The following is a 25,187-nucleotide window of genomic DNA, read 5'->3' as shown; positions in this document are numbered from 1 at the left end:
CCGCCGCCCCTCGGTGTCAGCGCCCGTTGAAGGCGTCCTTCAGCCGGGAGAACAGTCCCTGCTGACCGGGCTGGAACTGCCCGGTGGGCCGCTCCTCGCCGCGCAGCTGGGCCAGCTCCCGCAGCAGCCGCTCCTGCTCGGGGTCGAGCTTGGTCGGCGTGGTGACCTCGACGTGCACGATGAGATCGCCCCGGCCGCCGCCCCGCAGATGCGTGACGCCCCGGTTGTGCAGCGGGATCGACTGCCCCGACTGGGTACCGGGCCGGATGTCGACCTCCTCCATGCCGTCCAGCGTCTCCAGCGGCACCTTCGTGCCGAGAGCCGCCGCGGTCATCGGGATGGTCACCGTGCAGTGCAGGTCGTCGCCGCGCCGCTGGAAGGTCTGGTGCGGCAGCTCGTGGATCTCGACGTACAGATCACCGGCGGGACCGCCGCCGGGGCCGACCTCGCCCTCGCCGGCCAGCTGGATCCGGGTGCCGTTGTCGACACCGGCCGGGATCTTGACCGTGAGGGTGCGCCGGGAGCGGACCCGCCCGTCGCCCGCGCACTCGGGGCACGGGGTGGGGACCACGGTTCCGAATCCCTGGCACTGCGGGCAGGGCCGGGAGGTCATGACCTGGCCCAGGAAGGACCGGGTGACCTGCGAGACCTCACCGCGGCCGCGGCACATGTCGCAGGTCTGGGCGGAGGTGCCCGGAGCCGCGCCCTCACCGTTGCAGGTGTTGCAGACGATGGCCGTGTCGACCTGGATGTCCTTGGTGGTGCCGAAGGCCGCCTCGTCCAGCTCGATCTCGAGCCGGATCATGGCGTCCTGGCCGCGGCGCGTGCGCGAGCGCGGGCCGCGCTGCGACGCCGTGCCGAAGAACGCGTCCATGATGTCGGAGAAGTTGCCGAAGCCACCCGCTCCGAAGCCGCCCGCCGCGCCGGCGCCGCCGGACTGCGAGAGGGGGTCGCCGCCGAGGTCGTAGACCTGCTTCTTCTGCGGGTCCGACAACACCTCGTAGGCGGCGTTGATCTCCTTGAACCGCTCCTGCGTCTTCGGATCGGGATTGACGTCCGGGTGCAGCTCGCGCGCGAGCCGGCGGAACGCCTTCTTGATCTCATCCTGCGACGCGTCGCGGCGCACGCCGAGAACGGCGTAGTAATCCGTGGCCACTTACGACTCCGCCAGGATCTGTCCGACGTACCGTGCCACTGCGCGTACCGCTCCCATCGTTCCCGGGTAGTCCATGCGGGTCGGTCCGACCACGCCGAGCTTGGCAACCGCCTCGCCGCCCGAACCGTAGCCGACCGAGACGACGGACGTGGAGTTGAGTCCCTCATGGGCGATCTCGTGCCCGATGCGCACGGTCATGCCCGGATCCTTCGCCTCGCCGAGGAGCTTGAGGAGCACTACCTGCTCCTCCAGCGCCTCCAGGACGGGCCGGATCGTGAGGGGGAAGTCATGTCCGAAACGGGTGAGATTGGCGGTGCCGCCGATCATCAACCGCTCCTCGTTCTCTTCGACCAGTGTCTCCAGCAGAGTGGAGAGCACTGTGGAGACCGTACCGCGATCCTCGGCCTCGAAGGACTCGGGGAGGTCCTCGACCAGTTGCGGCACGTCCGCGAACCGGCGCCCCGCGACCCGGCTGTTGAGCCGTGCCCGCAGGTCGGCGAGGGACGCCTCACCGAACGGCGCCGGGCAGTCGACCATCCGCTGCTCGACCCGGCCGGTGTCCGTGATCAGCACGAGCATCACGCGCGCCGGGGCGAGCGAGAGCAGTTCCACGTGCCGCACGGTGGACCGGGTCAGCGACGGGTACTGCACGACGGCGACCTGCCGGGTCAGCTGCGCCAGCAGCCGCACGGTCCGGGCCACCACGTCGTCGAGGTCGACGGCGCCTTCGAGGAAGTTCTGGATGGCGCGCCGCTCGGGCGCGGTCATCGGCTTCACCCCGGCGAGCTTGTCGACGAACAGGCGGTAGCCCTTGTCCGTCGGGATCCGCCCGGCACTGGTGTGCGGCTGGGCGATGAACCCCTCGTCCTCCAGGGCCGCCATGTCGTTGCGCACCGTGGCCGGGGACACGCCGAGGTTGTGCCGCTCGGTGAGGGCCTTGGACCCCACCGGCTCCTCGGTGCCCACGTAGTCCTGGACGATGGCGCGCAGCACCTGGAGTCTGCGTTCACTCAGCATCCGCGCGCACCTCCCTCAAGTCGTCCCACGGCCCACATCGCTCTCGCGCCTGGCACTCTGGACATACGAGTGCCAGCCTTCACCGGCCCAGTGTACGGCCGCCGGGTGCTCACCGGGCAAGGCCGGTCCCGCCGCGACGGCCCGCGCGGATCTCGCTTACGGATAGCGTCGCGGTATGACGGTGACTTGGGAAGACCTGGGGTGGGAGCGGCTGGCCCCAGGGGTCGGCCGGTGCCGGCTGCCCGGCTGGGACTGCACGACGGGGCTGGTTCTCGGCGAGGGTACGGCACTGTTGGTGGACGCGGGGTCCAGCCTGGCGGAGGGCTCCCGGCTGGCGGCGGCGGTCCGGGGTCTGACCGGCCGCGATGTGACCCATCTCGCGCTGACCCACCCTCACTTCGACCATGTCTTCGGTGCGGCCGCGCTGCCCGCGGCCGACGTGTACGCCGCGGTGGGCATGGAGGCGGTGCTCGCGCACGAGGGCGCGGAACTGCGCCTGGACGCGATCAGGAACGGCCTGCCGGTGGCCGACGCGGACGCGGCGGCGGCCGTGCTGCCCCGGCCGGTCCGGCCGGTCTCGGGCGAGTGGACGCTCGACCTCGGCGGCGGCCGTCAGGCGCTGCTGGCCAACGTCGGCCCGGGGCACACCGCCCACGATCTCGCGGTCCTGGTCCCCGGCACCCCGGAGGTCGTCTTCTGCGGCGACCTGGTCGAGGAGTCGGGCGAACCCCAGGCCGGCCCGGACGCCGTGCCCTCGCGGTGGCCCGCCGCGCTGGACCGGCTGCTCGCGCTGGGCGGCGAGGACGCGGTGTACGTCCCCGGGCACGGCGCGGTGGTCGACGCGGCGTTCGTACGACGGCAACGCGACGAGCTGGCGGCACGTTTCGGCGTGTCGTGAGTACGTGCCCCGCGCTTCTCCTATCGTCATCCGAATGCTCCCTCCCGTCTCCCGCCACCGCCCCTCCGACGAGAGCCCTCCGGGCTCGCGGTCCCGCGTGTACTCCCCCGACCTGACCCCGCCCTGGAAGAAGCAGAAGGCGGTTCCCGAGGTGCCGGCCGATGCCGGCCTGGTGGTGGAGGAGCCCGGAACCGGGTTCTGCGGCGCGGTGATCCGCTGCGAGGCGGGCACGGTGACGCTGGAGGACCGGTTCGGCAAGCACCGGGTGTTCCCGCTGGAGCCCCGCGGCTTCCTGCTGGAGGGCAGGGTGGTGACGCTCGTACGGCCGTCCTCGTCCGCTCCCGCGCGGCCCGCCCGCACGGCGTCCGGTTCGGTCGCCGTGCCCGGCGCACGCGCGCGCGTGGCCCGCGCCGGCCGCATCTACGTCGAGGGCCGGCACGACGCCGAGCTGGTCGAGAAGGTCTGGGGCGACGACCTGCGCGTCGAGGGCGTGGTCGTGGAGTACCTGGAGGGCGTGGACGATCTGCCCGCGATCGTCGCCGAGTTCGCGCCCGGCCCGGACGCGCGGCTCGGTGTGCTCGTCGACCATCTCCTGCCCGGCACCAAGGAGTGGCGCATCGCCGGGTCGGTGACCGGCGAGCACGTGCTCGTGGCCGGCCACCCGTACATCGACGTCTGGGAGGCGGTGAAGCCGTCGTCCCTGGGCATCCCCGGGTGGCCGAAAATCCCCCACGGCCAGGACTGGAAGACGGGCGTGTGCCGGGCGCTGGGCTGGCCGTCGGACAACACGGGCGCCGTGTGGCAGGCGATCCTGGCCCGGGTGGGGTCGTACAAGGACCTGGAGCCGGAACTGCTGGGCAGGGTCGAGGAACTGATCGACTTCGTCACGGCACAGCCGTGAGCGCGGCGGGCGGGGTGCCGTCGCGGCGCGGCTGAGCGGGCCGGGCAGGGTGCCGTCGCGGCGCGGCTGAGCATGCCGGGCAGGGTGCCGTCACAGTGCGGCTGAGCGGGCCGGGCGGGGTGCCGTCGCGGCGTGGCTGAGCATGCCGGGCAGGGTGCCGTCACAGTGCGGGCTGAGCGGGCCGGGCGGGGTGGCCGGCAGCCGCACCCACCCCGGGGGCTCCCGCTGGACGTTCCGCCCGCCGGTCCGGTCAGTCGACCAGGTCCCTGACCACCGCGTCCGCCAGCAGCCGCCCGCGCAGCGTGAGCACCGCGCGCCCCTCTCCGTACGGGGCGGGGTCCAGCAGGCCGTCCGCCAGCGCCCGGCGTGAGGCCGCGAGGCCGTCCGGCCGCAGCAGGTCCAGGGGGACGCCCTCGCGCAGCCGCAGCTCCAGCAGGATCCGCTCGACGCGCCGGTCCTCGTCCGAGAGCAGCTCGCGGCCCGCTCCCGGGGAGCGGCCGGCGGCCAGCGCCGCCGCGTAGGCGCCCGGGTGTTTGACGTTCCACCAGCGCACGCCGCCCACGTGGCTGTGGGCGCCCGGTCCGGCGCCCCACCAGTCGGCGCCGCGCCAGTACAGCTCGTTGTGCAGGCAGCGGCCCGCCTCGGAGGTGGCCCAGTTGGAGACCTCGTACCAGTCGAAACCGGCCCGGGACAGGGCCTCCTCGGCGATCAGGTAGCGGTCGGCGTGCACGTCGTCGTCGGTCATCGGGACCTCGCCGCGGCGGATCCGGCGGGCCAGCTGGGTGCCCTCCTCGACGATGAGGGCATAGGCGCTGACGTGGTCGGGTCCGGCGCCGAGCGCGGCGTCCAGGGAGGCGCGCCAGTCGTCGTCGGACTCGCCGGGGGTGCCGTAGATCAGGTCGAGGTTGACGTGCTCGAACCCGGCCGCCCGCGCCTCGGCCACACAGGCCTCGGGGCGCCCCGGGGTGTGGGTGCGGTCGAGGATCTTCAGCACGTGCTGCCGGGCGCTCTGCATGCCGAAGGAGATCCGGTTGAAGCCGCCTTCGCGCAGGGTGGCGAGGTACTCCGGGCCGACCGACTCGGGGTTGGCCTCGGTCGTGATCTCCGCGTCCGGCGCGAGACCGAACTCGTCCCGGATCGCCGCCAGCATCCGGACGAGGTCGTCCGCCGCCAGCAGGGTCGGCGTCCCGCCGCCGACGAAGACCGTACGGACCTCGCGCGGGTCGTCGCCGAGCACCTTGCGGGCGAGGCGGACCTCGTCGGTCAGCGTGTCCGCGTAGTTGTCCCGGGAGGCGAGCACGCCTCCGGTGCCGCGCAGCTCGGTGGCGGTGTAGGTGTTGAAGTCGCAGTAGCCGCAGCGGGTCGCGCAGTAGGGGACGTGGAGATAGAACCCGAGGGGCCGGTCGGCGGCACCGGTGAGCGCGGAGGCGGGCAGCGCGCCGTCGTCCGGGACGGCCTCGCCGTCGGGAAGTGCGGAAGGCATGTCCCCCATTGTCCCGTACGGCCACCGGTGACGACGACGGACGCCGGGCGCCTCCTGGTGTCACCTGAGCCACAAGGATCGCAGGGGGCTCGCGGAGCGCGGGAGGCTCGGGAAGCGCGGGAGGCTCGGGGAGCACGAGGCTGTGACGGGCCGTAGGGCCGCGAGGAGCCTCGCAGGCCGCCTGAGCCCCGCCGGGGGGCGCGGGGGCGCGCCGGGCCGCTGTCCGCGGGTGTGGGGCGCCCCGCGCGTCGGTGGCGGACGGCGGACGGCGGACGGCGGGCGGCGGGCGGCAGGCGGCAGGCGGCAGGCGACGGGCGGCAGGCGGCGGACCGGCCAGGGGGCCTCCTGTCGTACGGTCACTCCGCCTGGAGCACCAGCAGGGCGAGGTCGTCCTCGGGCACGCCGCCGCCGAAGTCGTGGACGAGACGGCGGATGCGCCCCGCGATCCGCTCGGCGCTCAGGCCCGCGCACCCGGACAGGGCACGCGCGAGACCGTCGCCGTCGTCGAACTGGCTGGAGCCCGAGCGCCGCTCGGTGACCCCGTCCGTGACGCACAGCAGGCTGTCGCCGGGCCGCAGCTCGATGGTCTCGCTGACGTAGGCCTCGTCCTCCACGACGCCGAGCAGGGTCTGCGGACACGCGGCGGTGCGCACCTCGCCGTCGGGGCGCAGCAGCAGCGGCAGCGGATGCCCGGCGGAGGCGAGCGTGCAGCGGACGCCGCCCTCGAACGGGGTCAGCTCGCCGAACAGGAGGGACAGGAAACGGGTCTGCGGGCCGTCCCCCGGAGCCACGGGCCGCCCGCCCGCGGCGACCAGCGCGCGGGCGGCGGCGTCGGCCGCCTCGGTGGCGTCGTCGAGCAGGAGCTGGTTGAGGCGGTCCAGGACGTCCGCGACCCGGTAGCCCTCGCGCGCGAGGAGCCTGAGCCACGGCCGGGCCAGCCCGATGACGACCGCCGCCTCGGGGCCCTTGCCCTGCACGTCCCCGATGGCGAAGCACCAGCGGCCGTCGCCCGCCGGGAACAGGTCGTAGAAGTCCCCGCTGGGGCCGCCCGAGTCGCAGGGCTCGTAGACGAGCGCGCTGCGCATCCCGGGGATCTCGGCGACCGCGCCGGGGAGCAGGCCGCGCTGGAGGACGGCGCTGATGGTGACCTGGCGGGCGTACTGGCGGGCGGCGCCGATGGCCAGCGCCACCCGGCGGCCGAGGTCCTCGACGAGACCGGTGACCTCGTCGGGGAACCCGGCGGGCCCGCACCGGCCGATCACCAGGGTGCCGAGCGGCCGGCCGCCCGCGACCAGCCGGTAGGCGAGCGCGCTGCCGCGCACCCCGGCCGGGCCGAGCGCCTCGCCGGGCCAGGGATAGGGCTCCGGACCGGACCGGATGCCGTCGCGCGGGCGGGGCGGATCCTTCTCCAGGGCGCGGTGCAGTTCCTCGATGCGGTTCTCGCTGGCGTGCCAGACCCGGGCGGGCCCGCCGCCGTCGCCGCCGCGCGCGCTGGCCTCGTCCTCCAGCCACACCGCGCACCAGTCGGCGAGCCGGGGCACGATCAGCTGGCCGGTGAGCGCGGTGACCAGGTTCTCGTCGAGCTGTCCGGCGAGCAGGTCGGAGGCCTCGGCCAGGAAGGACAGCGCGCCCCGGCCGAGCCAGTCCCGTTCGACGCCGGGCCGCTGCGGCTGCGGGGCGAGCGCCTCGGCGGCGTCCAGGGTGTGGGACGTGCCCGGCCGGACCGGTTCCGGCCTGCCGCCCGCGGGCAGCCGCGCCCACACGGTCTTGGCGCCGGTGCGGTAGGTGACCCCCCAGGAGTCGGCGAAGGTGGCCACCAGCCGCAGGCCGCGCCCGTACTCGGGGACGTCGCACGGGCCGTCACCGCCGGCGGGGTCGCGCGGGGGCCGCGCCGGGTGGTGGTCGCTCACCTCCACGACGAACGCCCCGGACTCCTCCAGCCGCCACGCGACCTCCACCTCCGTACCGGCGTGGACGACGGCGTTGGTGACCAGTTCGCTGACGACCGCCATGGCGTCGTCCCTGAGCCGTGCCGCCGCGTCGGGCGTGATCAGCCCGCGCCCGGTCCACTCGCCGAACGCGGACCGCACCAGGGAGCGCGCCGACCCGGGCGCCATAGGGCTGCCGGGCAGCGTGGCACGCCCCTGTGCCGCGCGGGCGTAGGTATCGCTCTCCCGCTGCGTAGGTATGGCCGCCATGTCCATGCGGCCAGCGTGACAGACAGCCCGCACGCATGAGCGCTGAGTTACCGAAGTGGCCGGTCATGACCGCGCGCCACGGCCGGAGACCGTCGAAAGCCGGTCACTTTCGGACGGCCACGAACGCGAGCCGCCTCCCGCGGCCCGGACCCGCGGTACGGACGGACTCGGGCCCGGCACGGACGCCGCCGGAAGCGGCACGCCCGCCGCGAAGGGCGCGGCCGACACCGCCGCGAGGGGTGCGGCCGACACCGCCGCGAGGGGTGCGGCCGACACCGCCGCGAGGGGTGCGGCCGACACCGCCGCGAGGGGTGCGCGGGGCTGGCGCCCCGCGCTCCCGCGGGACGGGTCAGGCCTCCCGCGTCCCGGCGTACATCTCGTCGATGAGCTGCTTGTACGTCCGCTCCACCACCGGCCGCTTCAGCTTCAGGCTCGGCGTGATCTCGCCGTGCTCGACGTCGAGATCACGCGGCAGCAGCCGGAACTTCTTGATGGTCTGCCAGCGCTGGAGCCCCTCGTTGAGGCGCTTCACATAGCCGTCGATCAGCTCGACCGTCTGCGGGGCGGCCACGACCTCGGCGTACGCCTTGCCCTCCAGGCCGTTCTCCTTGGCCCAGCCGAGGATCGTGGGCTCGTCGAGCGCGATCAGGGCGGTGCAGTAGTTCCGGTCGGCGCCGTGCACCAGGATGTTGGAGACGAACGGGCACACCGCCTTGAACTGCCCCTCGACCTCGGCCGGCGCGACGTACTTGCCGCCGGAGGTCTTGATGAGGTCCTTCTTGCGGTCGGTGATGCGCAGGTAGCCGTCGGGCGACAGCTCGCCGATGTCACCGGTGTGGAACCAGCCGTCGGACTCCAGCACCTCGGCGGTCTTCTCGGCCTGCTGGTGGTAGCCCTCCATCACGCCGGGGCCGCGCAGCAGGATCTCGCCGTCGTCGGCGATGCGGACCTCGGTGCCGGGCAGCGGCTTGCCGACCGTGCCGGTGCGGTAGGCCTCGCCCGGGTTCACGAAGGAGGCGGCGGAGGTCTCGGTCAGGCCGTAGCCCTCAAGGATGTGGATGCCGGCGCCGGCGAAGAAGTAGCCGATCTCCGGGGAGAGTGCGGAGGCGCCCGAGACACAGGCGCGCAGCCGGCCGCCGAAGGCCTCACGGAGCTTGGTGTAGACGAGGGCGTCGGCCGCCTTGTGCTTGGCGGCGAGTCCGAACGGCACGGACGCGCTCCCGGTGTGCCGGAAGTTGTCCTGGCTCACCTTGGCGTACTCGCGGGCGACCTCGGCGGCCCACTTGAAGATCCGGTACTTGGCCGGGCCGCCCTCGCGGGCCTTGGCGGCGACCCCGTTGTAGACCTTCTCGAAGATGCGCGGCACGGCGGCCATGTAGGTCGGCCGTACCACCGGCAGGTTCTCGATGATCTTGTCGACGCGTCCGTCGACGGCCGTGACGTGGCCGACCTCGATCTGGCCGGAGGTGAGGACCTTGCCGAAGACGTGGGCGAGCGGCAGCCACAGATACTGCACGTCGTCGCCGGTGATCAGGCCGGTCGCCGTGGTGGCCTTCGCCATGTACGACCAGTTGCCGTGCGGCAGGCGCACGCCCTTGGGGCGGCCGGTGGTGCCGGAGGTGTAGATGAGGGTGGCGAGCTGGTCGGCGGTGATCGCGCCGACCCGCTCCTTGATCAGCTCGGGGTGCTGCTGGAGATAGGCCGCGCCGCGCTCCTCCAGCTCGGCGAGCGTGATGACCCAGTCACCGGTCTCGGCGCCGGCCGGGTCGACGACGACGACCTTGGTCAGCTGCGGCAGGTCGGCACGCTTCTCCAGCGCCTTGGCCACCTGGGCCGCGTCCTCGGCGATCAGCACCCGGCTCTCGGAGTCGGAGAGGATGAACGCCGACTCGTCCGCGTTGGTCTGCGGGTAGACGGTCGTGGTGGCGCCGCCCGCGCACATGATGCCGAGGTCCGCGAGGATCCACTCGACCCGGGTCGAGGAGGCGAGCGCCACGCGCTGCTCCGGCTCGATGCCCAGCTCGATGAGGCCGGCCGCGATCGCGTGCACCCGCCCCGCCGCCTCGCCCCAGGTCAGCGACTTCCACTCGTCGGGGCCCGCGCCACCGGCCGACGGCACCGGATAGCGGTACGCCTCGGCGTCCGGCGTGGCCGCCACGCGCTCCAGGAAGAGGGCCGCCACGGACGGCGGGCGATTCTCGATCAGGGTCTGTGTGTCGCTCACGACATCCTCCGGGGCCCGCGGCAGCGCGGCTGACTCGGTGCGGCTGGATTAACTCACGGTGAGGTTTCGGGCTGTTGTTTAACTCGCGAGTAACTATCGAGCAGGGATCAGCGTAAGGGGCGACCGGCTGCGGCGTAAGGGGCTTCGGCCTGTCACTTTCCACTCGGAGCGACGCTACGCATACGAAAGGGCCCGCCGCACTTTCGTGCGGCGGGCCCCTGCGTGTCCTTTTTGCGGACCCGACGGATGGTTGCTCCCGGCTACTTCTTGCCCTTGCCCGATCCCGCCGCGTCATCGCTGGAGAGAACCGCGATGAAGGCCTCCTGCGGAACCTCCACGGAACCCACCATCTTCATCCGCTTCTTGCCTTCCTTCTGCTTCTCCAGCAGCTTCCGCTTACGGGAGATGTCACCGCCGTAGCACTTGGCGAGGACGTCCTTGCGGATGGCGCGGATGGTCTCGCGGGCGATGACCCGCGAGCCGATGGCGGCCTGGATCGGCACCTCGAAGGCCTGCCGCGGGATGAGCTCGCGCAGCTTGGCCACGAGCCGCACGCCGTACGCGTACGCCGCGTCCTTGTGGGTGATCGCGGAGAAGGCGTCGACCTTGTCTCCGTGCAGCAGGATGTCGACCTTCACCAGGCTGGAGGTCTGCTCGCCGGTGGGCTCGTAGTCGAGCGAGGCGTAGCCGCGGGTCTTGGACTTCAGCTGGTCGAAGAAGTCGAAGACGATCTCCGCGAGCGGCAGCGTGTAGCGGATCTCGACCCGGTCCTCGGAGAGGTAGTCCATGCCGAGCAGGGTGCCGCGCCGGGTCTGGCACAGCTCCATGATCGAGCCGATGAACTCCGTGGGCGCCAGGATGGTGGCGCGCACGACCGGCTCGTACACCTCGTCGATCTTGCCCTCGGGGAACTCGCTCGGGTTGGTGACGACATGCTCGCTGCCGTCCTCCATGACCACGCGGTAGACCACGTTCGGGGCGGTGGCGATCAGGTCGAGGCCGAACTCGCGCTCCAGGCGCTCCCGGATCACGTCCAGGTGCAGCAGGCCGAGGAAGCCGACGCGGAATCCGAAGCCGAGGGCCGCGGAGGTCTCCGGCTCGTAGACCAGCGCGGCGTCGTTCAGCTGGAGCTTGTCCAGGGCCTCGCGCAGCTCGGGGTAGTCCGAACCGTCGAGCGGGTACAGGCCCGAGAAGACCATCGGCTTCGGGTCCTTGTAACCGCCGAGCGCCTCGGTGGCGCCCTTCGACTGGCTGGTGACGGTGTCACCGACCTTGGACTGCCGGACGTCCTTCACGCCGGTGATGAGGTAGCCCACCTCACCGACGCCGAGGCCGTCCGCCGGGAGCATCTCGGGCGAGCTGACGCCGATCTCCAGCAGCTCGTGGGTCGCGCCGGTCGACATCATCCTGATGCGCTCGCGCTTGTTGAGCTGGCCGTCGATGACACGGACGTAGGTCACGACACCGCGGTACGAGTCGTAGACCGAGTCGAAGATCATCGCGCGGGCGGGCGCGTCGGCGACACCGACCGGGGCCGGGATCTCCTCGACGACCCTGTTCAGCAGCGCGTCGACGCCGAGGCCGGTCTTGGCCGAGACCTTCAGCACGTCGGACGGGTCGCAGCCGACCAGGTTCGCCAGCTCCTCGGCGAACTTCTCCGGCTGGGCGGCCGGCAGGTCGATCTTGTTCAGCACGGGGATGATCTTGAGGTCGTTCTCCATCGCCAGGTAGAGGTTGGCGAGGGTCTGGGCCTCGATGCCCTGGGCGGCGTCGACGAGGAGGACGGTTCCCTCGCAGGCGGCCAGCGACCGCGAGACCTCGTACGTGAAGTCGACGTGCCCCGGGGTGTCGATCATGTTGAGGATGTGCGTCGCACCCTGGTCGGGGCCCTCGGTGGGGGCCCAGGGCAGACGCACCGCCTGGGACTTGATCGTGATGCCGCGCTCGCGCTCGATGTCCATCCGGTCGAGGTACTGAGCACGCATCTGCCGCTGCTCGACCACACCGGTCAGCTGGAGCATCCGGTCGGCGAGCGTGGACTTGCCGTGGTCGATGTGCGCGATGATGCAGAAATTGCGGATCAGCGCCGGGGCGGTACGGCTCGGCTCGGGCACATGCTTAGGGGTCGCGGGCACGCAGGGTCCTGTCTCTTGAGGCGCCTTATGCCTCGGGTCGGATCGTTACGTAGCCTCCATGGTCCCACGGGGAAGGGCTGGGGGCCGTTTTGGGCCGTCGGCGCAGCCACTGGTAGTGTAGGCGGCTGTGCCTCATGCCCTCTCAGCGCGAGGCACGACAGGAAATTTTGGATATCGGTCCGGGACCCGAGCGGTTCCGTACCAGAACCTGAAAAGGCTCCTTCGTGGCGAACATCAAGTCCCAGATCAAGCGGATCAAGACCAACGAGAAGGCCCGGCTGCGCAACAAGGCCGTCAAGTCTTCCCTGAAGACCGCCATCCGCAAGGCCCGCGAGGCCGCTGCCGCGGGTGACGTCGAGAAGGCCACCGAGTACCAGCGCGCTGCCGCGCGTCAGCTCGACAAGGCCGTCTCCAAGGGCGTCATCCACAAGAACCAGGCCGCCAACAAGAAGTCGGCGCTTGCTTCCAAGGTCGTCGCGCTCAAGGGCTGAAACTCCCTTCTGATCTGATCGCCGGAAGGACCCAGAGCGGGCCCTCTCTCATCCGCTCCCGTCCGGCACCCCGGAGTCATACGCGGCCTGCGTTCGCCACGCGGGTGTGACTCCAGCAGCTTGGCCCAAGGCCCCGATGCCCACCCTCCCCGGGAGGGCGCCGGGGCCTTCGGCATGCCCGGAGGCAGGGTGTGGGGTGGCTGGGGGACGGGTGCCGAGGGAGAGCGTTGGAGGTGGGGGCGCTGGGGGGGGGACGCCGGCGGCGGGGTTGGGGGCCCGGTTTGGGGGCCCGGGTCGGGTGAACGGCCCGGGCTGCTCCCCCTCCCCCGGAGGGGTCTGGCTACCCGCGCCCTCGTGACCTGGCCGCTCGCGCGATCGTCACGACGGCCTTCTCCAGCGCGTACCCCGGGTCGTCTCCGCCGCCCTTGACGCCGGCGTCGGCCTCGGCGACCGCGCGCAGCGCCACGGCCACGCCGTCCGGGGTCCACCCCCGCATCTGCTGGCGGACCCGGTCGATCTTCCAGGGGGGCATGCCCAGTTCACGGGCCAGGTCGGCGGGGCGGCCGCCCCGCGCCGACGAGAGCTTTCCGATCGCGCGCACCCCTTGGGCCAGCGCGCTGGTGATCAGCACCGGCGCCACCCCGGTGGAGAGCGACCATCGCAGCGCTTCCAGCGCCTCGGCCGTCCGCCCCTCGACCGCCCGGTCGGCGACCGTGAAGCTGGACGCCTCGGCCCGCCCGGTGTAGTAGCGGCCGACCACGGCCTCGTCGATCGTCCCCTCGACGTCGGCGACGAGCTGAGTCGCCGCGGAGGCCAGCTCGCGCAGGTCGCTGCCGATCGAGTCGACGAGCGCCTGGCACGCCTCGGGGGTCGCCGACCGCCCGAGGCCCCGGAACTCCCCTCTCACGAACGCCAGCCGGTCGGCCGGCTTGGTCATCTTCGGACAGGCCACCTCCCGCGCGCCCGCCTTGCGCGCGGCGTCCAGCAGCCCCTTGCCCTTCACCCCGCCCGCGTGCAGCAGCACGAGCGTGATCTCCTCCGCGGGCGCACCCAGGTACGCCTTCACGTCCTTGACGGTGTCGGCCGACAGATCCTGTGCGTTGCGTACGACCACGACTTTGCGCTCGGCGAAGAGCGAGGGACTGGTCAGCTCGGCAAGGGTGCCGGGCTGGAGCTGGTCCGGGGTGAGGTCGCGTACGTCCGTGTCGGCGTCGGCGGCCCTGGCGGCGGCCACCACCTCCCGCACGGCACGGTCGAGCAGGAGGTCCTCCTGGCCCACGGCAAGGGTCACCGGGGCGAGAGGGTCGTCATTCGCAGTCTTTCTGGCCATCACTGACAGCATCCCACGCGGCACCGACAACGAACCGGCCCGCGCACTCTGACCGGCCCCCGAAACGACCCGGAGACCGTCTCGGGGTCACGGCTCCTCGCGCCAGCCGTCCCACTCCCGCGCCAGCGCGTCCAGCTCGGCGGGGTCCAGGCGTTCGCTCTCGTCGTGCAGGACGACCAGCCACTGGGCGTCCTCGGCGTCGTCCTCGCCGGCCAGGGCGTCCCGGACGAGCTGGGGTTCCTCGTCGATGCCGAAGCGCTCCCCGAGCGCCTCGGCCGCCTCCTCGGCGGCATCACGGTCGGGCAGCACCAGCACATGTCTCACTTCACTCACCCAGCCATTCTCCGGCACGCCGGCGGAGCCGAAGCACCAGGTCAGGACGAGGCCGAAGCGCCAGGTGAGGGAGGGAGGCGGAACGGGCCGTACCGGAGTCCGGGCCGTGGGCGGCGTGGGCGGCGTGGGCGGCGCGGGTGGCGCGGGTGGCGCGGGTGGCGTGGGCGGCGTGGGGCCGGCACGGCCGGACCGCCCGCGCGCCGGACCGTACGCCGGGCCGATGGCGCGCGGAGCCGATGGCGCGCCGGGCCGCAGGCGGACCGCCCGCCCGGCGGTCCGCGGAAGTCAGCCGGCCTGGACGATCTGCACGTCCAGTTCGACGCGGATGCTCGGGCCCACCACCGCGATGCCCCGGGCCAGCATGGTCTGCCAGCTGACGGTGTAGTCGTCGCGGTGGAGTTCGGTGGTGGCCCGGCAGGCCGCCCGGACCTCGCCCTCCATGCCGTTGCCGAGGCCCAGGTACTCGGTGTCGAGCGTGACGGTGCGCGTCACGCCGTGCAGCGACAGCGCGCCGGTGACGGCCCAGCGGGTGCCGCCCCGGTGCACGAAGCGCTCGCTGTAGAACTCAAGGGTCGGAAACCGCTGCACGTCCAGGAAGTCGGGCGAGCGCAGGTGGTCGTCGCGCATCCCGACGCTCGTGTCGATGGACGCCGCGTCGATCACGACGTGCATCGCCGAGTGCTCCATCCGGTCGGCGATCCGCACGGCTCCAGCGAAGGAGTTGAACCGTCCGTGGATACGGGCCAGTCCGATGTGCCGCGCGGTGAACGCGATCGAGGAGTGGGCCGGCTCGATCGTCCAGTCGCCCGGCGCGGGCGGCGCGGGCGGCTGCGCGACCTGGAGGGTCACATCGCCCAGCGAGGCGAGCGAGTTCTCCCCGACCAGTGCCGTGGCCCGGTAGGGCCGGTATCCCTCGGCCGACACCGCGAGCCGGTACTCCCCCGCCGGCACGTTCGCCATGAACGACCCGTAGGGATCCGTGCCGCCGCCGACCACCTTGCGGCCCATGCTGTCGCTGACCGTGAACTCCGCATGGCTCACCGGCTCGTTGACCGGGTCGAGTACACGGCAGCTCAGGACGCCCGCGTCGGCGGGCGTGCGCACCGCCGCCAGGGGATTCGCCCGATGGACCCGGCTCGCCCGATTCTCCAGCCAGCGACCGAACATGTACGACACCCCTGTGCACCTCGACATCATCTGTTGCCGAAGGGTTATTCGATCACCGATGTGAATTTCGAGCAACACAGGCCTACATCAGCGGAAACAGTCGCATGCGCCGGAACTCGTCCGAATTAGCCGTTCCCGCTTGGGTTCCGCACGGTCGGCACCTCGCTCAGGCCGATCCCGAACACGTCCTGGTATGTGGCCAACACCTCCTCCTCCCGGTCCAGTTCCCGTACCTCCTTCCTCCCGCCCGGGGCGGTCGCCGTCAACGTCCGTCCGCTCAGGGTGATCCGGCCGCCCTCGTCCGTGACCCGCGAGCACACCAGGGACCGGGTGAAGTGGGACCGCGGCGACGTGGCCTGCCACCACGCCCCGGCCGTGAAGTCCCCCAGCGCCCGGGGCCGTGTCTCCAGCCGGTACTGCCGCGCACCGTCCCGGACGACGTCCAGGTCCACCGGTCCGGACGGGCCCGCGTCGCCGGGCACCCCGGGCGATTCCGGCCCGGCCTCCACCACCCTGAACGTCCCGCCGGGGTCCGTCTGGTCCCCGCGCACGCCGACGGCCAGCGGATGGTGGCTGTGCGCGCCGAACCCGACATCCACCAGCCAGTCGTCGCCCTCCACCGTCCCCACCCGCAGCGCGAGATGGCCGTACGGGATGCCCAGCCGCTCCCCCTCCCCGTACACCCGCGCCGCGAGCAACCGGACCTCGTAGCCGAGGGCGGTGAGCAACGCGCCGAAGGCTCCGTTGAGTTCGTAGCAGAAGCCGCCGCGCCGCGACCCGACCAGCTTGCCCAGGAGGGACTTCTCCTCCAGCACGATCTCCTCGCCGAGATGGATCGACAGGTTCTCGAACGGGACGGTCCGCAGATGGCGCAGGTGCAGCTCGCGCAGGGCCTCGCCGGTGGGCCGTCCGGGACGCGCGGCACCCAGGCGCCGCAGGTAGGCGTCTGCCTGTGCTGAGTTCATGCGCCCAGTCTGGCCGCTCCAGGGCCGCCGTTCACTGCCTGCTCACGTACAGCCGGCCCTTCGCCCCGCCCGTGCCGCCGACCGCCAGGGATCCGTCCCGGTCCGTGCGCAGCACCGTCGCACCGCCCGCCTCCAGCGCGGCCACGGTCACCGGTGCCGGGTGGCCGTAGGGGTTTCCGGCGCCCGCGGAGACGAGGGCCGCCCGCGGGGACACCAGCCGTATCAGCTCGGGGTCCTGGTACGCCGAGCCATGGTGGGCGACCTTGAGCACGTCGACACCGGCCAGGTCGGCCGCCGCCGCCGAGTGGAGCAGCTCGCGCTGTGCCGGTGGCTCCAGGTCCCCGAGGAGCAGCAGCCGCAGTCCGCCGGTGCGGGCGAGGAGCACGACGGACGCGTCGTTCGGGCCGTCCGGCTCCGGCGCCGGTGCCGGGGCCGGCTCGGGCCACAGCACCCGCCAGGTGAGTTCTCCGGTACGCCGTTCCTCGCCCGCGGCGGCCCGGCCGACCGGGATGTGCCGTTCGGCGGCCTCCTTCCTCACCGACGCGGCCTGGTCGGCCGGTTCGTCAAAGTCCGTGGTCTCGATCGCGGCCACCGAGCGGCCTCTGAGCACTCCGGGCAGTCCCGCGACGTGGTCGGCGTGGAAGTGGGTCAGGATGACGAGGGGGATGCGTGTGATGCCCAGCTCCCGCAGGCAGCGGTCCACGAGCACGGGGTCGGGTCCGGCGTCCACGACCACTCCCGCTCCGTCGCCCGCCGCCAGCACGGTGGCGTCCCCCTGCCCGACGTCGCACATCGCGAACCGCCACCCCGGCGGCGGCCAGCCCGTGGCCACCCGGGTGAGCGGAGGCGGCCGTACGACCGCCAGAAGCAGCATCAAGCCGAGCGCGCCGCACCACCACGGATGCCCCAGCAGGCGCCGTCCGGCCAGGACCACGGCCACGGTGACGGCCGCGAGCAGCAGCGCTCCGGCCCAGGTCCCGGGCCAGTCCACTCCCCCGCCGGGCAGCCCCGCACCGGCCCTGGCGACCCCGGCGATCCATGCGGCCGGGTGGCCGGCGCACCAGGCGAGCGCCCGGGCCACGGGCATCGCGACGGTCGCCGCCGCGAGCGACGCGAAGCCCAGCACGGTGGCCGGCGCGACCGCCGCCTCGGCCAGCAGGTTGCAGGGCACCGCCACCAGGCTCACCCGGGCCGACAGCATCGCCACGACCGGCGCGCACACCGCCTGCGCCGCCGCTGCAGAGGCCAGCGCCTCGGCGGCGCGTCCGGGAACGCGGCGTCCGCGCAGCGCCTCGCTCCAGCGGGGTGCCAGCAGGAGCAGCGAGCCGGTGGCCAGCACCGAGAGCAGGAAGCCGTAACTGCGGGCCAGCCAGGGGTCGTAGAGGACCAGCAGCAGGACGGTCGTGGCGAGCGCGGGGAGCAGGGATCTGCGGCGCCCGGTCGCGAGGGCCAGCAGGGCGACCGTGCCGCAGGCAGCCGCCCGCAGCACGCTGGGGTCGGGACGGCACACGATCACGAAGCCGAGCGTCAGCGCGCCCGCGAACAGCGCGGTGGCCCGCAGGGAGAGACCCAGGCGTGGGGCGAGTCCGCGGCGCTCGGTCCGCTGGGCCAGGCCGGGCGGGCCGATGAGCAGGGCGAGCAGGATCGTGAGGTTGCTGCCGGAGACCGCGAGGGTGTGCGTCAGGTCGGTCGCCTTGAAGGCGGCGTCCAGTTCGGGCGTGATCCGTGAGGTGTCCCCGACGACCAGGCCCGGAAGCAGCGCCCGCGCGTCCGCCGGGAGTCCCTCGGTCGCCTCCCGCAGACCGGCTCTGAGCCGGCCGGCCAGCCGCTGCGACGTGCTGGGGCCGCCCACCAGTTCGGGGGCGGGCCACTTCCGCACCCGGAGCACGGCCGCGGTCCGGTCACCGCTCGTCAGGGCCGGCGCGAGCCGGCCGCTCACCCTCAGCCGGGTGGACGGCAGCAGGCCGAGCCAGCCGGCTTGCTCGTCCCCGGCACCGTCGCCCCGTGCCACAGCGGGAGTTCCGCTCACCGGCGGCCCCGGACCTGAGCCTCCGTCTCGTCCGGCGGGGACCGGGACGTCCGTGTCCACGACGAGGAGGACAGGGCTGCGCGTCCGCACCTCTCGCCCTCCCTCTCCCCCGGCCTCGTCCGCGTCCCCGTCCGTCCTCCCTTTCGCCGGGTCCGTCGCTCCCGCCTTCCCCGGTACTCCGTCGTCGAGAGTGCGCACCTCGGCCCGCACCAGCACCGCCACCGGCGCCGCGTGGTCACCCCGCACCCGGGGTCTGCTCAGCCAGGGGTCGCCGCTCAGCTCGACCTCGGCGGTCACGCTCGCGAACCGCCGGGCCGCCTCGGGCACCGGCCCCCGCCGCACGTCCTCTCCGTGCAGTCCGGCGGAGACCGCGGCAGCGGCGGCACAGAGCATGACGGCCGCCGCCGCGGCCCGTGTCCCGGCGCGACCGGAACGCGCGGGGCGTCGGGGAGCCGTGGCGCCCCGGGCCGCGAGCAGGAGGACACCGAGGACCAGACAGCCGAGCGAGACGGCGAGACTCCAGCTCAGCGGGGCGGTCAGGCACAGGGCCGCCGTCGCCCAGGCCGCGAGCGCGGGCGGGACGAGTCTGAGGTCCATCTCCATCGGGTCCGGCGGCCGGGACCGGGCCTCCCTGGTCCGGGCGCCGTCCGTGCCGTCCCCGCCGCTCAGGACAGCCCCGTCTTCCCGTCGCCCCCTCACAGCCGCACCAGTGTCCGCAGATCCGAGAAGCGCCTGTCGCCGATGCCGTCGACCTGACGCAGTTCGTCCACCGAGCGGAAACCGGCGTGCCGGGTGCGGTAGTCGACGATGTGCCGGGCCAGTACCGGACCGACCCCGGGCAGCGTGTCGAACTGGTCCGCGGTCGCCGTGTTGAGGGAGACCGGGGTCGTGGGGCCCGCCCCCGCCGGGGCCGCGCCGGCAGCGGTGCCGGGTGCCGGAGGGGGCAGCGCCGTCGCAGGAACCCCGACAGCGATCTGTTCGCCGTCCACCAGGAACCGGGCGCGGTTGATCCCCTCGGTGTTCGTGCCCGGTCGCACCCCGCCGGCCGCCTTGAGCGCGTCGGCCACCCGCGAGCCGCCCGGCAGCCGCTGGAGTCCGGGCTCGCGCACCTTGCCGCTGACGTCCACCACGATCACTCCGCCCGGCGAGGCGGACGCTCGGGCGGGAGCGCCGGACGCCGTGCCGTCACCTCCCTCGGCGTAAGGCACCTGCGCACGCGTGACCCGTGGAGCGCTCACGGTCTGTGTACGGCCCGACCAGAAGTGCTGGGCGGCGAGAGCGGCGGCGGCCACGAGCACCACGGCCAGCGCGATCACTCCCCGGCGCTCCACCCCGCACCGTGCCTGCACCCATACCGGCAGCCGCTCCCGCAGTGCGGACCCGGCCCGCTCCCGCCAATGCGTCCTCCCGGCCCCGGGCTCCTCCAGCCACCCTTCGGAATCGGCAGGTTGGGCGCTGTCGGCCGGTCGCCACGCGGACACGGCACCGGGCCCCGCGGCCGTTCCCGTACCGGGCCCACCACTCCCATCACCGGGCGGCCCGACGGATGACCCCACGGCCGGTACCGCACTCGCCTCCGCGATCGACCCCCCGGAAGAGGCGCCACCCGCCACCGCGATCGACCCCAAGGCCGACACGCCACCCGCCCCCGCGATCCTCCCCGCCGCCGGCCCGGCTTCCGGCACCGCATCGCCCGTGGGCTCCAGGGTCCGTGCCGTCGCCACTCGTGCCCGCGTCCCGTGCCCGGGCACACCCTCGGCCGGTTCCGCGGGCGCGAAGGCGCGTTCGCCGAAGAGGCGTTCCGCACGTCGGCGCAGTTCCTCCCCGGGCTCGGGCGGGCGGCCTCGTGGGCGGCCTTTCCCAGGCGCCGGCCGCCGGTGCGTGCGGCCGTCGGAGGCGGGGCCTCGGCCCGGGCCGCTGGTGACGGAGGGTGCGCGTGTACGTGATCGGAGTGCCATGTGACGAGGATGGAACATCCCGCCGATCCCTGGTGATCTTGCTCTGTTTCCGTGGATCCAGCCCCAGTTGTGGACAACTCCACCACCCGGACGAGTGAGGGCGGCCCCCGGATACGCGGGCTCAGCGCGGTGAGACGACCACTCCGAGCAGTCCCGGCCCGGTGTGCGCGCCGATGACCGCTCCGACCTCACTGACGTGCAGGTCGGTCAGCCCGGGGAGCCGGTCGCGCAGCCGGTCGGCGAGCGCGGCGGCGCGTTCGGGAGCCGCGAGGTGGTGCACGGCGATGTCGACCTCGGCTCCGGCCGCCCGGTCGGCGGCGATCTCCTCGAGGCGGGCGATGGCCTTGGACGCCGTACGGACCTTTTCGAGGAGTTCGATGCGCCCGTCGTCCAGCTGGAGCAGGGGCTTGACGGCGAGCGCGGAGCCGAGCAGTGCCTGCGCGGTGCCGATGCGGCCGCCCCGGCGCAGGTAGTCGAGGGTGTCGACGTAGAAGTAGGCGGTGGTGCCCGCGGCGCGCTTCTCGGCCGCGGTGACGGCCTCGTCCATGGTGCCGCCCGCTTCCGTCACGGCGGCGGCGGCCAGCGCGCAGAAGCCGAGCGCCATCGCGACCATGCCCGTGTCCACGACCCTTACCGGTACCGGTGCTTCCCGGGCGGCCAGGACGGCCGCGTCGTAGGTGCCGGAGAGTTCGGCGGACAGGTGCAGGGAGACGATGCCGGTCGCGCCCGACTCCGCGACCCTGCGGTAGGTTTCCGCGAACTCCTGCGGGCTGGGGCGGGAGGTGGTGACGGACCGCCGCTTCTGCAACGCCTGGGCCAGGGCGCGGGTGGAGATCTCCGTGCCCTCTTCGAGGGCCTCGTCGCCGAGGACGACGGTCAGGGGAACCGCTGTGATGCCGTGTCGCTCCATCGACCGGGGCGGCAGGTAGGCCGTTGAATCGGTGACGATCGCGACATGGCGGGACATGAGCTGGAGGTTACCTGCCGTAGCCGCCGCCCGGCAGTCCGGCCCCCGCCCGGCGGAGGCGGGGAGCCCCGTGGGTCCGTATCGGGGCGTGCTCCCGGGGCGGGAACGGGCGGTGCTGAAGGGGCTGGTTCAGGTGGTGCTCTCGGGGCGCGGCTTCTTCTGCCAGGGGGCGTACCCGCGCGCGGCGGGCGGGGTGATCGAGCGGGCGGCGGGCCGCTCGGCCGGGGCGGGTCCGGCCGCGGCCTCCTCGGCTCGTGTCCAGTGGCGCAGGGCGCCCGCCTCGACGTCGATCTGGGTGCTGAGCGTGTCCAGGTCGTCGTCGGCGAACCGGCGGGCCCGGTCGCGGGCGGCCCAGCGCAGGGAGTCCGCGGACCGGGTGATGCGTTCGGCGCGGCCGCGCAGTTCGGGCAGGAGGGCGGCGAGCGCGGCGCGGTCGGGCTCCGACTCCAGGCGCCTGAGGTCGGCGTCCAGTTCCTGTCCGTGCGCGCTGAGGCGCGCGAAGAGGCCGAGGGACTCCTTCAGCGACTCGTCCTCGGCCGCGCCCGCGTGCAGCGCGTCCTGGGTGGCGCGCATCGATGTGCGCAGGGTGAGCCGGAGTTGGGCGATCTGGCCGGCGGGGCCGGGCTGGGCGAGGGACTTGGCGCGCAGGGTGTGGTCCTCGACCGTGCGGCGGGCCTGCGCGAGGGTGCGGTCCACCCCGCGTCTGGCGGCGCCGACCGCTTTGACCGTGGCGTAGACGCCCAGGCCGACGAGGAGCAGGAAGAGGACTGCGAACACGGTGAGCACTGTTTCCATGACGCTCCTCCTCCGGCCGGCGCGGCGCGGGCCGCCGCGTTCTCCACGGTAAACGCAGCGGGCAGGCCCGAGGTTCCAGCTGGACCCCGAACCTGCCCTTAAGGGACTACCCCGATGCCTGCGGCGCCGGGCGTCCGGTCATCACGCGGGAACGATGTTGACCAGCTTGGGCGCGCGCACGATCACCTTGCGGATACCGGCGCCGTCCAGTGCCGCGACGACCTTCTCGTCGGCCAGCGCCACCTTCTCCAGCTCCTCGTCGGAGATGGACGGCGACACCTCCAGGCGGGCCTTGACCTTGCCCTTGATCTGCACGACGCAGGTCACCGTGTCGTCGACCACGTAGGCGGGGTCGGCGACCGGGAAGTCCTGGTGGACGACCGACTCGGTGTGGCCCAGGCGGCGCCACAGCTCCTCGGCGATGTGCGGGGCCAGCGGCGCCGCCATCAGCACCAGGGACTCGGCCACGGAGCGCGGCAGCACGCCGCCGGACTTGGTCAGGTGGTTGTTCAGCTCGGTGAGCTTGGCGATGGCGGTGTTGAAGCGCATGCCCTCCAGGTCCTGGCGGACGCCGTCGATCGCCTTGTGCAGGGCACGCAGCGTGTCCTCGTCGGCCTCGGCACCGGTGACGGTGACCTCGCCGGTGTTCTCGTCGACGATGTTGCGCCACAGCCGCTGCAGCAGCCGGAACTGGCCGACCACCGCGCGCGTGTCCCACGGGCGGGAGACGTCCAGGGGGCCCATGGCCATCTCGTACAGGCGCAGGGTGTCGGCACCGTACTCGGCGGCGATCTCGTCCGGCGTGACCGCGTTCTTCAGGGACTTGCCCATCTTGCCCAGCAGGCGGCTGACCTGCTCGCCCTCGAAGTAGTAGGCGCCGTCGCGCTCCTCCACCTCGGCGGCGGGCACCGCGATGCCACGGCTGTCGCGGTAGACGTAGGCCTGGATCATGCCCTGGTTGTACAGCTTGTGGAACGGCTCCGCGGAGGAGACGTGACCCAGGTCGAACAGCACCTTGGACCAGAAGCGGGCGTACAGCAGGTGCAGCACCGCGTGCTCGGCGCCGCCGACGTACAGGTCGACACCGCCGTGCGGGGTGCCCTCGCGCGGTCCCATCCAGTACTGCTCGATCGCGGGGTCGACCAGCGCGCGCTCGTTGTGCGGGTCCAGGTAGCGGAACTCGTACCAGCAGGAACCGGCCCAGTTGGGCATGGTGTTGGTCTCGCGGCGGTACTTCTTCGGCCCGTCGCCCAGGTCCAGGGTGACGTTGACCCACTCCGCGTTGCGCGACAGGGGGGTCTCGGGCCGGGTGTCGGCGTCGTCGGGCTCGAAGGTGCGCGGGCTGTAGTCCTCGACCTCGGGCAGCTCCAGCGGCAGCATCGACTCGGGCAGCGCGTGGGCGACACCGTCCTCGTCGTAGACGATCGGGAAGGGCTCGCCCCAGTAGCGCTGGCGGCTGAACAGCCAGTCACGCAGACGGAAGTTGACGGTGCCCCGGCCGACGCCCTCGCGCTCCAGCCACTCGATGATGCGCGCCTTGGCCTCGGCGACGCCCAGGCCGTCCAGGCTGATGCGGTCGTTCGCCGAGTTGACGATCTTCGCGTCGTAGGAGCTGAAGGCGTCCTCCCACGTGGAGGTGTCCGTGCCGCGGCCGTCGGTCGGCTCGACGATGCAGTGGACGGGCAGCTCGAAGGCGCGCGCGAACTCGAAGTCACGCTGGTCGCCCGCCGGGACGGCCATGATCGCGCCGGTGCCGTAGCCCATCAGGACGTAGTCGGCGATGAAGACCGGGACCTGCTCGCCGTTGACCGGGTTGGTCGCGAACGCGCCGGTGAAGACGCCGGTCTTGTCCTTGGCCTCGGCCTGGCGCTCCACGTCGGACTTGGAGGCGGCCTGCGCGCGGTAGGCGGCGACGGCCTCGGCCGGGGTGGCGTGACCGCCGGTCCACACGTCGTGCGTGCCCTCGGGCCATGCCCCGGGGGTGAACTTCTCGACCAGCGGGTGCTCGGGGGCCAGCACCATGTAGGTCGCGCCGAACAGGGTGTCCGGGCGGGTGGTGAAGACCGTGATGTGCTCGCCGTCGATCGGGAAGTCGACGCGGGCGCCTTCGCTGCGGCCGATCCAGTTGCGCTGCTGCAGCTTGATGGCCTCGGGCCAGTCCAGCTCGTCCAGGTCCTCCAGCAGGCGGTCGCCGTAGGCGGTGATGCGCATGTTCCACTGGCGCAGCTTGGACTTGAAGACCGGGTAGTTCCCGCGCTCGGAGCGGCCGTCCGCGGTGACCTCCTCGTTGGCCAGCACGGTGCCCAGGCCGGGGCACCAGTTGACCGGCGACTCGGAGGCGTAGGCCAGGCGGTACTCGCCCAGGACGTCGGCGCGCTCGATCTCGCTCAGCTCGCTCCACGCGCGCGTGGTGCCCGGGACCGGGCGCTCACCGGACTCGAAGCGCGCGATCAGCTCGGCGATCGGGCGGGCCTGCTTCGCCTCCTCGTCGTACCAGGAGTTGAAGATCTGCAGGAAGATCCACTGGGTCCACTTGTAGTAGTCCGGGTCGATCGTGGCGAACGAGCGGCGCCGGTCGTGGCCCAGGCCCAGCCGGCGCAGCTGGGCCTTCATGTTCTCGATGTTGGCCTCGGTGGACACGCGCGGGTGCGTGCCGGTCTGCACGGCGTACTGCTCGGCGGGCAGGCCGAAGGCGTCGAAGCCCAGGGTGTGCAGGACGTTGTGGCCGGTCATGCGCTGGAAGCGCGCGAAGACGTCGGTGGCGATGTACCCGAGGGGGTGGCCGACGTGCAGGCCGGCGCCCGAGGGGTAGGGGAACATGTCCATGATGAACTTCTTGGGCCGCGCGACCAGCTCGGGGTCGCCCGCCAGGTCGCCCGTGGGGTTCGGCGCCGCGTAGGTGCCCTCGGCGTCCCAGAAGTCCTGCCAGCGTGCCTCGATGTCGGCTGCCATGGCGGCCGTGTAGCGGTGCGGCGCTACCTCCGCCGACGTGGCAGTGGCAGCGGGGTTCGTCTCGCTCATGATCCTCAAAGCTCCATCGATCGTCTCTGCCTGCGGCTGTGACATCCAAAGAAACGAAAAAGCCCCTCGCACAGGAGGGGACGCCGCGCCGATGCCGACCACGGATTCGACCGGTGGTC

General features: G+C 72.9%; 18 protein-coding genes. 3 read left to right on the top strand and 15 right to left on the bottom strand.

What is annotated here, in order from left to right; all coding sequences use genetic code 11:
- Positions 1–16: 16 nt before the first annotated feature.
- Both dnaJ and hrcA read right to left on the bottom strand, forming a co-directional pair.
- Entirely contained in the window at positions 17–1,156 is a 1,140-nt protein-coding gene (gene dnaJ, locus ACIPRD_RS18705; protein WP_356397532.1) for a molecular chaperone DnaJ, read from the bottom strand.
- A complete protein-coding gene (gene hrcA / locus ACIPRD_RS18700; RefSeq protein ID WP_356397529.1) occupies positions 1,157–2,173 on the bottom strand; it encodes a heat-inducible transcriptional repressor HrcA in 1,017 nt (338 codons plus the stop codon).
- A 175-nt stretch (positions 2,174–2,348) separates the two neighbouring features.
- Between hrcA and ACIPRD_RS18695 the strand changes: the two genes are divergently transcribed.
- Positions 2,349–3,071: an MBL fold metallo-hydrolase gene (locus ACIPRD_RS18695; protein ID WP_401564314.1), complete on the top strand. Its 723-nt coding sequence runs from the start codon at positions 2,349–2,351 to the stop codon at positions 3,069–3,071.
- Positions 3,072–3,105: 34 nt separating this feature from the next.
- Positions 3,106–3,972: a DUF3097 domain-containing protein gene (locus tag ACIPRD_RS18690; protein WP_356397523.1), complete on the top strand. Its 867-nt coding sequence runs from the start codon at positions 3,106–3,108 to the stop codon at positions 3,970–3,972.
- Positions 3,973–4,222: 250 nt separating this feature from the next.
- Here the strand turns inward: ACIPRD_RS18690 and hemW are convergent, their stop codons facing one another.
- From hemW to lepA, 4 genes are all read right to left on the bottom strand, one after another.
- Positions 4,223–5,455, bottom strand: coding sequence for a radical SAM family heme chaperone HemW (gene hemW / locus ACIPRD_RS18685; RefSeq protein ID WP_401564311.1), 1,233 nt, complete (start codon positions 5,453–5,455; stop codon positions 4,223–4,225).
- A gap of 356 nt (positions 5,456–5,811) precedes the next feature.
- Positions 5,812–7,653 (bottom strand): SpoIIE family protein phosphatase, encoded by a 1,842-nt coding sequence (locus tag ACIPRD_RS18680; protein WP_401565141.1) that lies wholly within the window; start codon positions 7,651–7,653, stop codon positions 5,812–5,814.
- Between the two features lie 349 nt (positions 7,654–8,002).
- Complete coding sequence (locus ACIPRD_RS18675; protein WP_401564309.1) at positions 8,003–9,877, bottom strand: AMP-dependent synthetase/ligase; 1,875 nt, start codon at positions 9,875–9,877, stop codon at positions 8,003–8,005.
- A gap of 260 nt (positions 9,878–10,137) precedes the next feature.
- On the bottom strand, positions 10,138–12,012 hold the full coding sequence (gene lepA, locus ACIPRD_RS18670) for a translation elongation factor 4 (protein ID WP_356397514.1): 1,875 nt from the start codon (positions 12,010–12,012) through the stop codon (positions 10,138–10,140).
- A gap of 224 nt (positions 12,013–12,236) precedes the next feature.
- Between lepA and rpsT the strand changes: the two genes are divergently transcribed.
- A complete protein-coding gene (rpsT, locus tag ACIPRD_RS18665) occupies positions 12,237–12,503 on the top strand; it encodes a 30S ribosomal protein S20 (protein WP_007503526.1) in 267 nt (88 codons plus the stop codon).
- Between the two features lie 340 nt (positions 12,504–12,843).
- Here the strand turns inward: rpsT and holA are convergent, their stop codons facing one another.
- From holA to leuS, 9 genes are all read right to left on the bottom strand, one after another.
- The gene (gene holA / locus ACIPRD_RS18660) at positions 12,844–13,833 is read right to left on the bottom strand and encodes a DNA polymerase III subunit delta (RefSeq protein ID WP_356397510.1); all 990 of its coding nucleotides are present in this window, start codon (positions 13,831–13,833) and stop codon (positions 12,844–12,846) included.
- An 87-nt stretch (positions 13,834–13,920) separates the two neighbouring features.
- Positions 13,921–14,166, bottom strand: coding sequence for a hypothetical protein (locus tag ACIPRD_RS18655; RefSeq protein ID WP_356397507.1), 246 nt, complete (start codon positions 14,164–14,166; stop codon positions 13,921–13,923).
- A gap of 285 nt (positions 14,167–14,451) precedes the next feature.
- The gene (locus tag ACIPRD_RS18650) at positions 14,452–15,333 is read right to left on the bottom strand and encodes a YceI family protein (RefSeq protein ID WP_356399059.1); all 882 of its coding nucleotides are present in this window, start codon (positions 15,331–15,333) and stop codon (positions 14,452–14,454) included.
- Between the two features lie 125 nt (positions 15,334–15,458).
- Positions 15,459–16,298 (bottom strand): arylamine N-acetyltransferase, encoded by an 840-nt coding sequence (locus ACIPRD_RS18645; RefSeq protein ID WP_401564305.1) that lies wholly within the window; start codon positions 16,296–16,298, stop codon positions 15,459–15,461.
- A gap of 31 nt (positions 16,299–16,329) precedes the next feature.
- Positions 16,330–18,924, bottom strand: a complete 2,595-nt coding sequence (locus ACIPRD_RS18640) for a ComEC/Rec2 family competence protein (RefSeq protein ID WP_401564303.1) — start codon at positions 18,922–18,924, stop codon at positions 16,330–16,332.
- 98 nt (positions 18,925–19,022) lie between these two features.
- On the bottom strand, positions 19,023–19,643 hold the full coding sequence (locus tag ACIPRD_RS18635; RefSeq protein ID WP_401564301.1) for a helix-hairpin-helix domain-containing protein: 621 nt from the start codon (positions 19,641–19,643) through the stop codon (positions 19,023–19,025).
- Positions 19,644–20,406: 763 nt separating this feature from the next.
- Entirely contained in the window at positions 20,407–21,252 is an 846-nt protein-coding gene (locus ACIPRD_RS18630; RefSeq protein WP_401564299.1) for a DegV family protein, read from the bottom strand.
- A 129-nt stretch (positions 21,253–21,381) separates the two neighbouring features.
- Complete coding sequence (locus ACIPRD_RS18625) at positions 21,382–22,047, bottom strand: hypothetical protein (protein ID WP_401564297.1); 666 nt, start codon at positions 22,045–22,047, stop codon at positions 21,382–21,384.
- 141 nt (positions 22,048–22,188) lie between these two features.
- Entirely contained in the window at positions 22,189–25,068 is a 2,880-nt protein-coding gene (leuS, locus tag ACIPRD_RS18620; RefSeq protein ID WP_401564295.1) for a leucine--tRNA ligase, read from the bottom strand.
- Positions 25,069–25,187: the final 119 nt, after the last annotated feature.

The organism is Streptomyces sp. NPDC090108, from assembly GCF_044747185.1.
Lineage (GTDB): Bacteria > Actinomycetota > Actinomycetes > Streptomycetales > Streptomycetaceae > Streptomyces.
Note: the sequence above shows the minus strand (reverse complement) of the source record. Positions and strands in the feature narration are given on the sequence as shown.

What these genes read in the sequence shown, in the direction of transcription:
- ACIPRD_RS18695 (WP_401564314.1), top strand. Translation starts at nt 2,349, where the DNA reads ATGACGGTGACTTGGGAAGACCTGGGGTGGGAGCGGCTGGCCCCAGGG.
- ACIPRD_RS18680 (WP_401565141.1), bottom strand. Translation starts at nt 7,653, where the DNA reads ATGGCGGCCATACCTACGCAGCGGGAGAGCGATACCTACGCCCGCGCG.
- holA (WP_356397510.1), bottom strand. Translation starts at nt 13,833, where the DNA reads ATGGCCAGAAAGACTGCGAATGACGACCCTCTCGCCCCGGTGACCCTT.
- ACIPRD_RS18640 (WP_401564303.1), bottom strand. Translation starts at nt 18,924, where the DNA reads ATGGACCTCAGACTCGTCCCGCCCGCGCTCGCGGCCTGGGCGACGGCG.
- ACIPRD_RS18630 (WP_401564299.1), bottom strand. Translation starts at nt 21,252, where the DNA reads ATGTCCCGCCATGTCGCGATCGTCACCGATTCAACGGCCTACCTGCCG.
- ACIPRD_RS18650 (WP_356399059.1), bottom strand. Translation starts at nt 15,333, where the DNA reads ATGTTCGGTCGCTGGCTGGAGAATCGGGCGAGCCGGGTCCATCGGGCG.
- ACIPRD_RS18645 (WP_401564305.1), bottom strand. Translation starts at nt 16,298, where the DNA reads ATGAACTCAGCACAGGCAGACGCCTACCTGCGGCGCCTGGGTGCCGCG.
- ACIPRD_RS18625 (WP_401564297.1), bottom strand. Translation starts at nt 22,047, where the DNA reads ATGGAAACAGTGCTCACCGTGTTCGCAGTCCTCTTCCTGCTCCTCGTC.
- hemW (WP_401564311.1), bottom strand. Translation starts at nt 5,455, where the DNA reads ATGCCTTCCGCACTTCCCGACGGCGAGGCCGTCCCGGACGACGGCGCG.
- ACIPRD_RS18690 (WP_356397523.1), top strand. Translation starts at nt 3,106, where the DNA reads ATGCTCCCTCCCGTCTCCCGCCACCGCCCCTCCGACGAGAGCCCTCCG.
- leuS (WP_401564295.1), bottom strand. Translation starts at nt 25,068, where the DNA reads ATGAGCGAGACGAACCCCGCTGCCACTGCCACGTCGGCGGAGGTAGCG.
- hrcA (WP_356397529.1), bottom strand. Translation starts at nt 2,173, where the DNA reads ATGCTGAGTGAACGCAGACTCCAGGTGCTGCGCGCCATCGTCCAGGAC.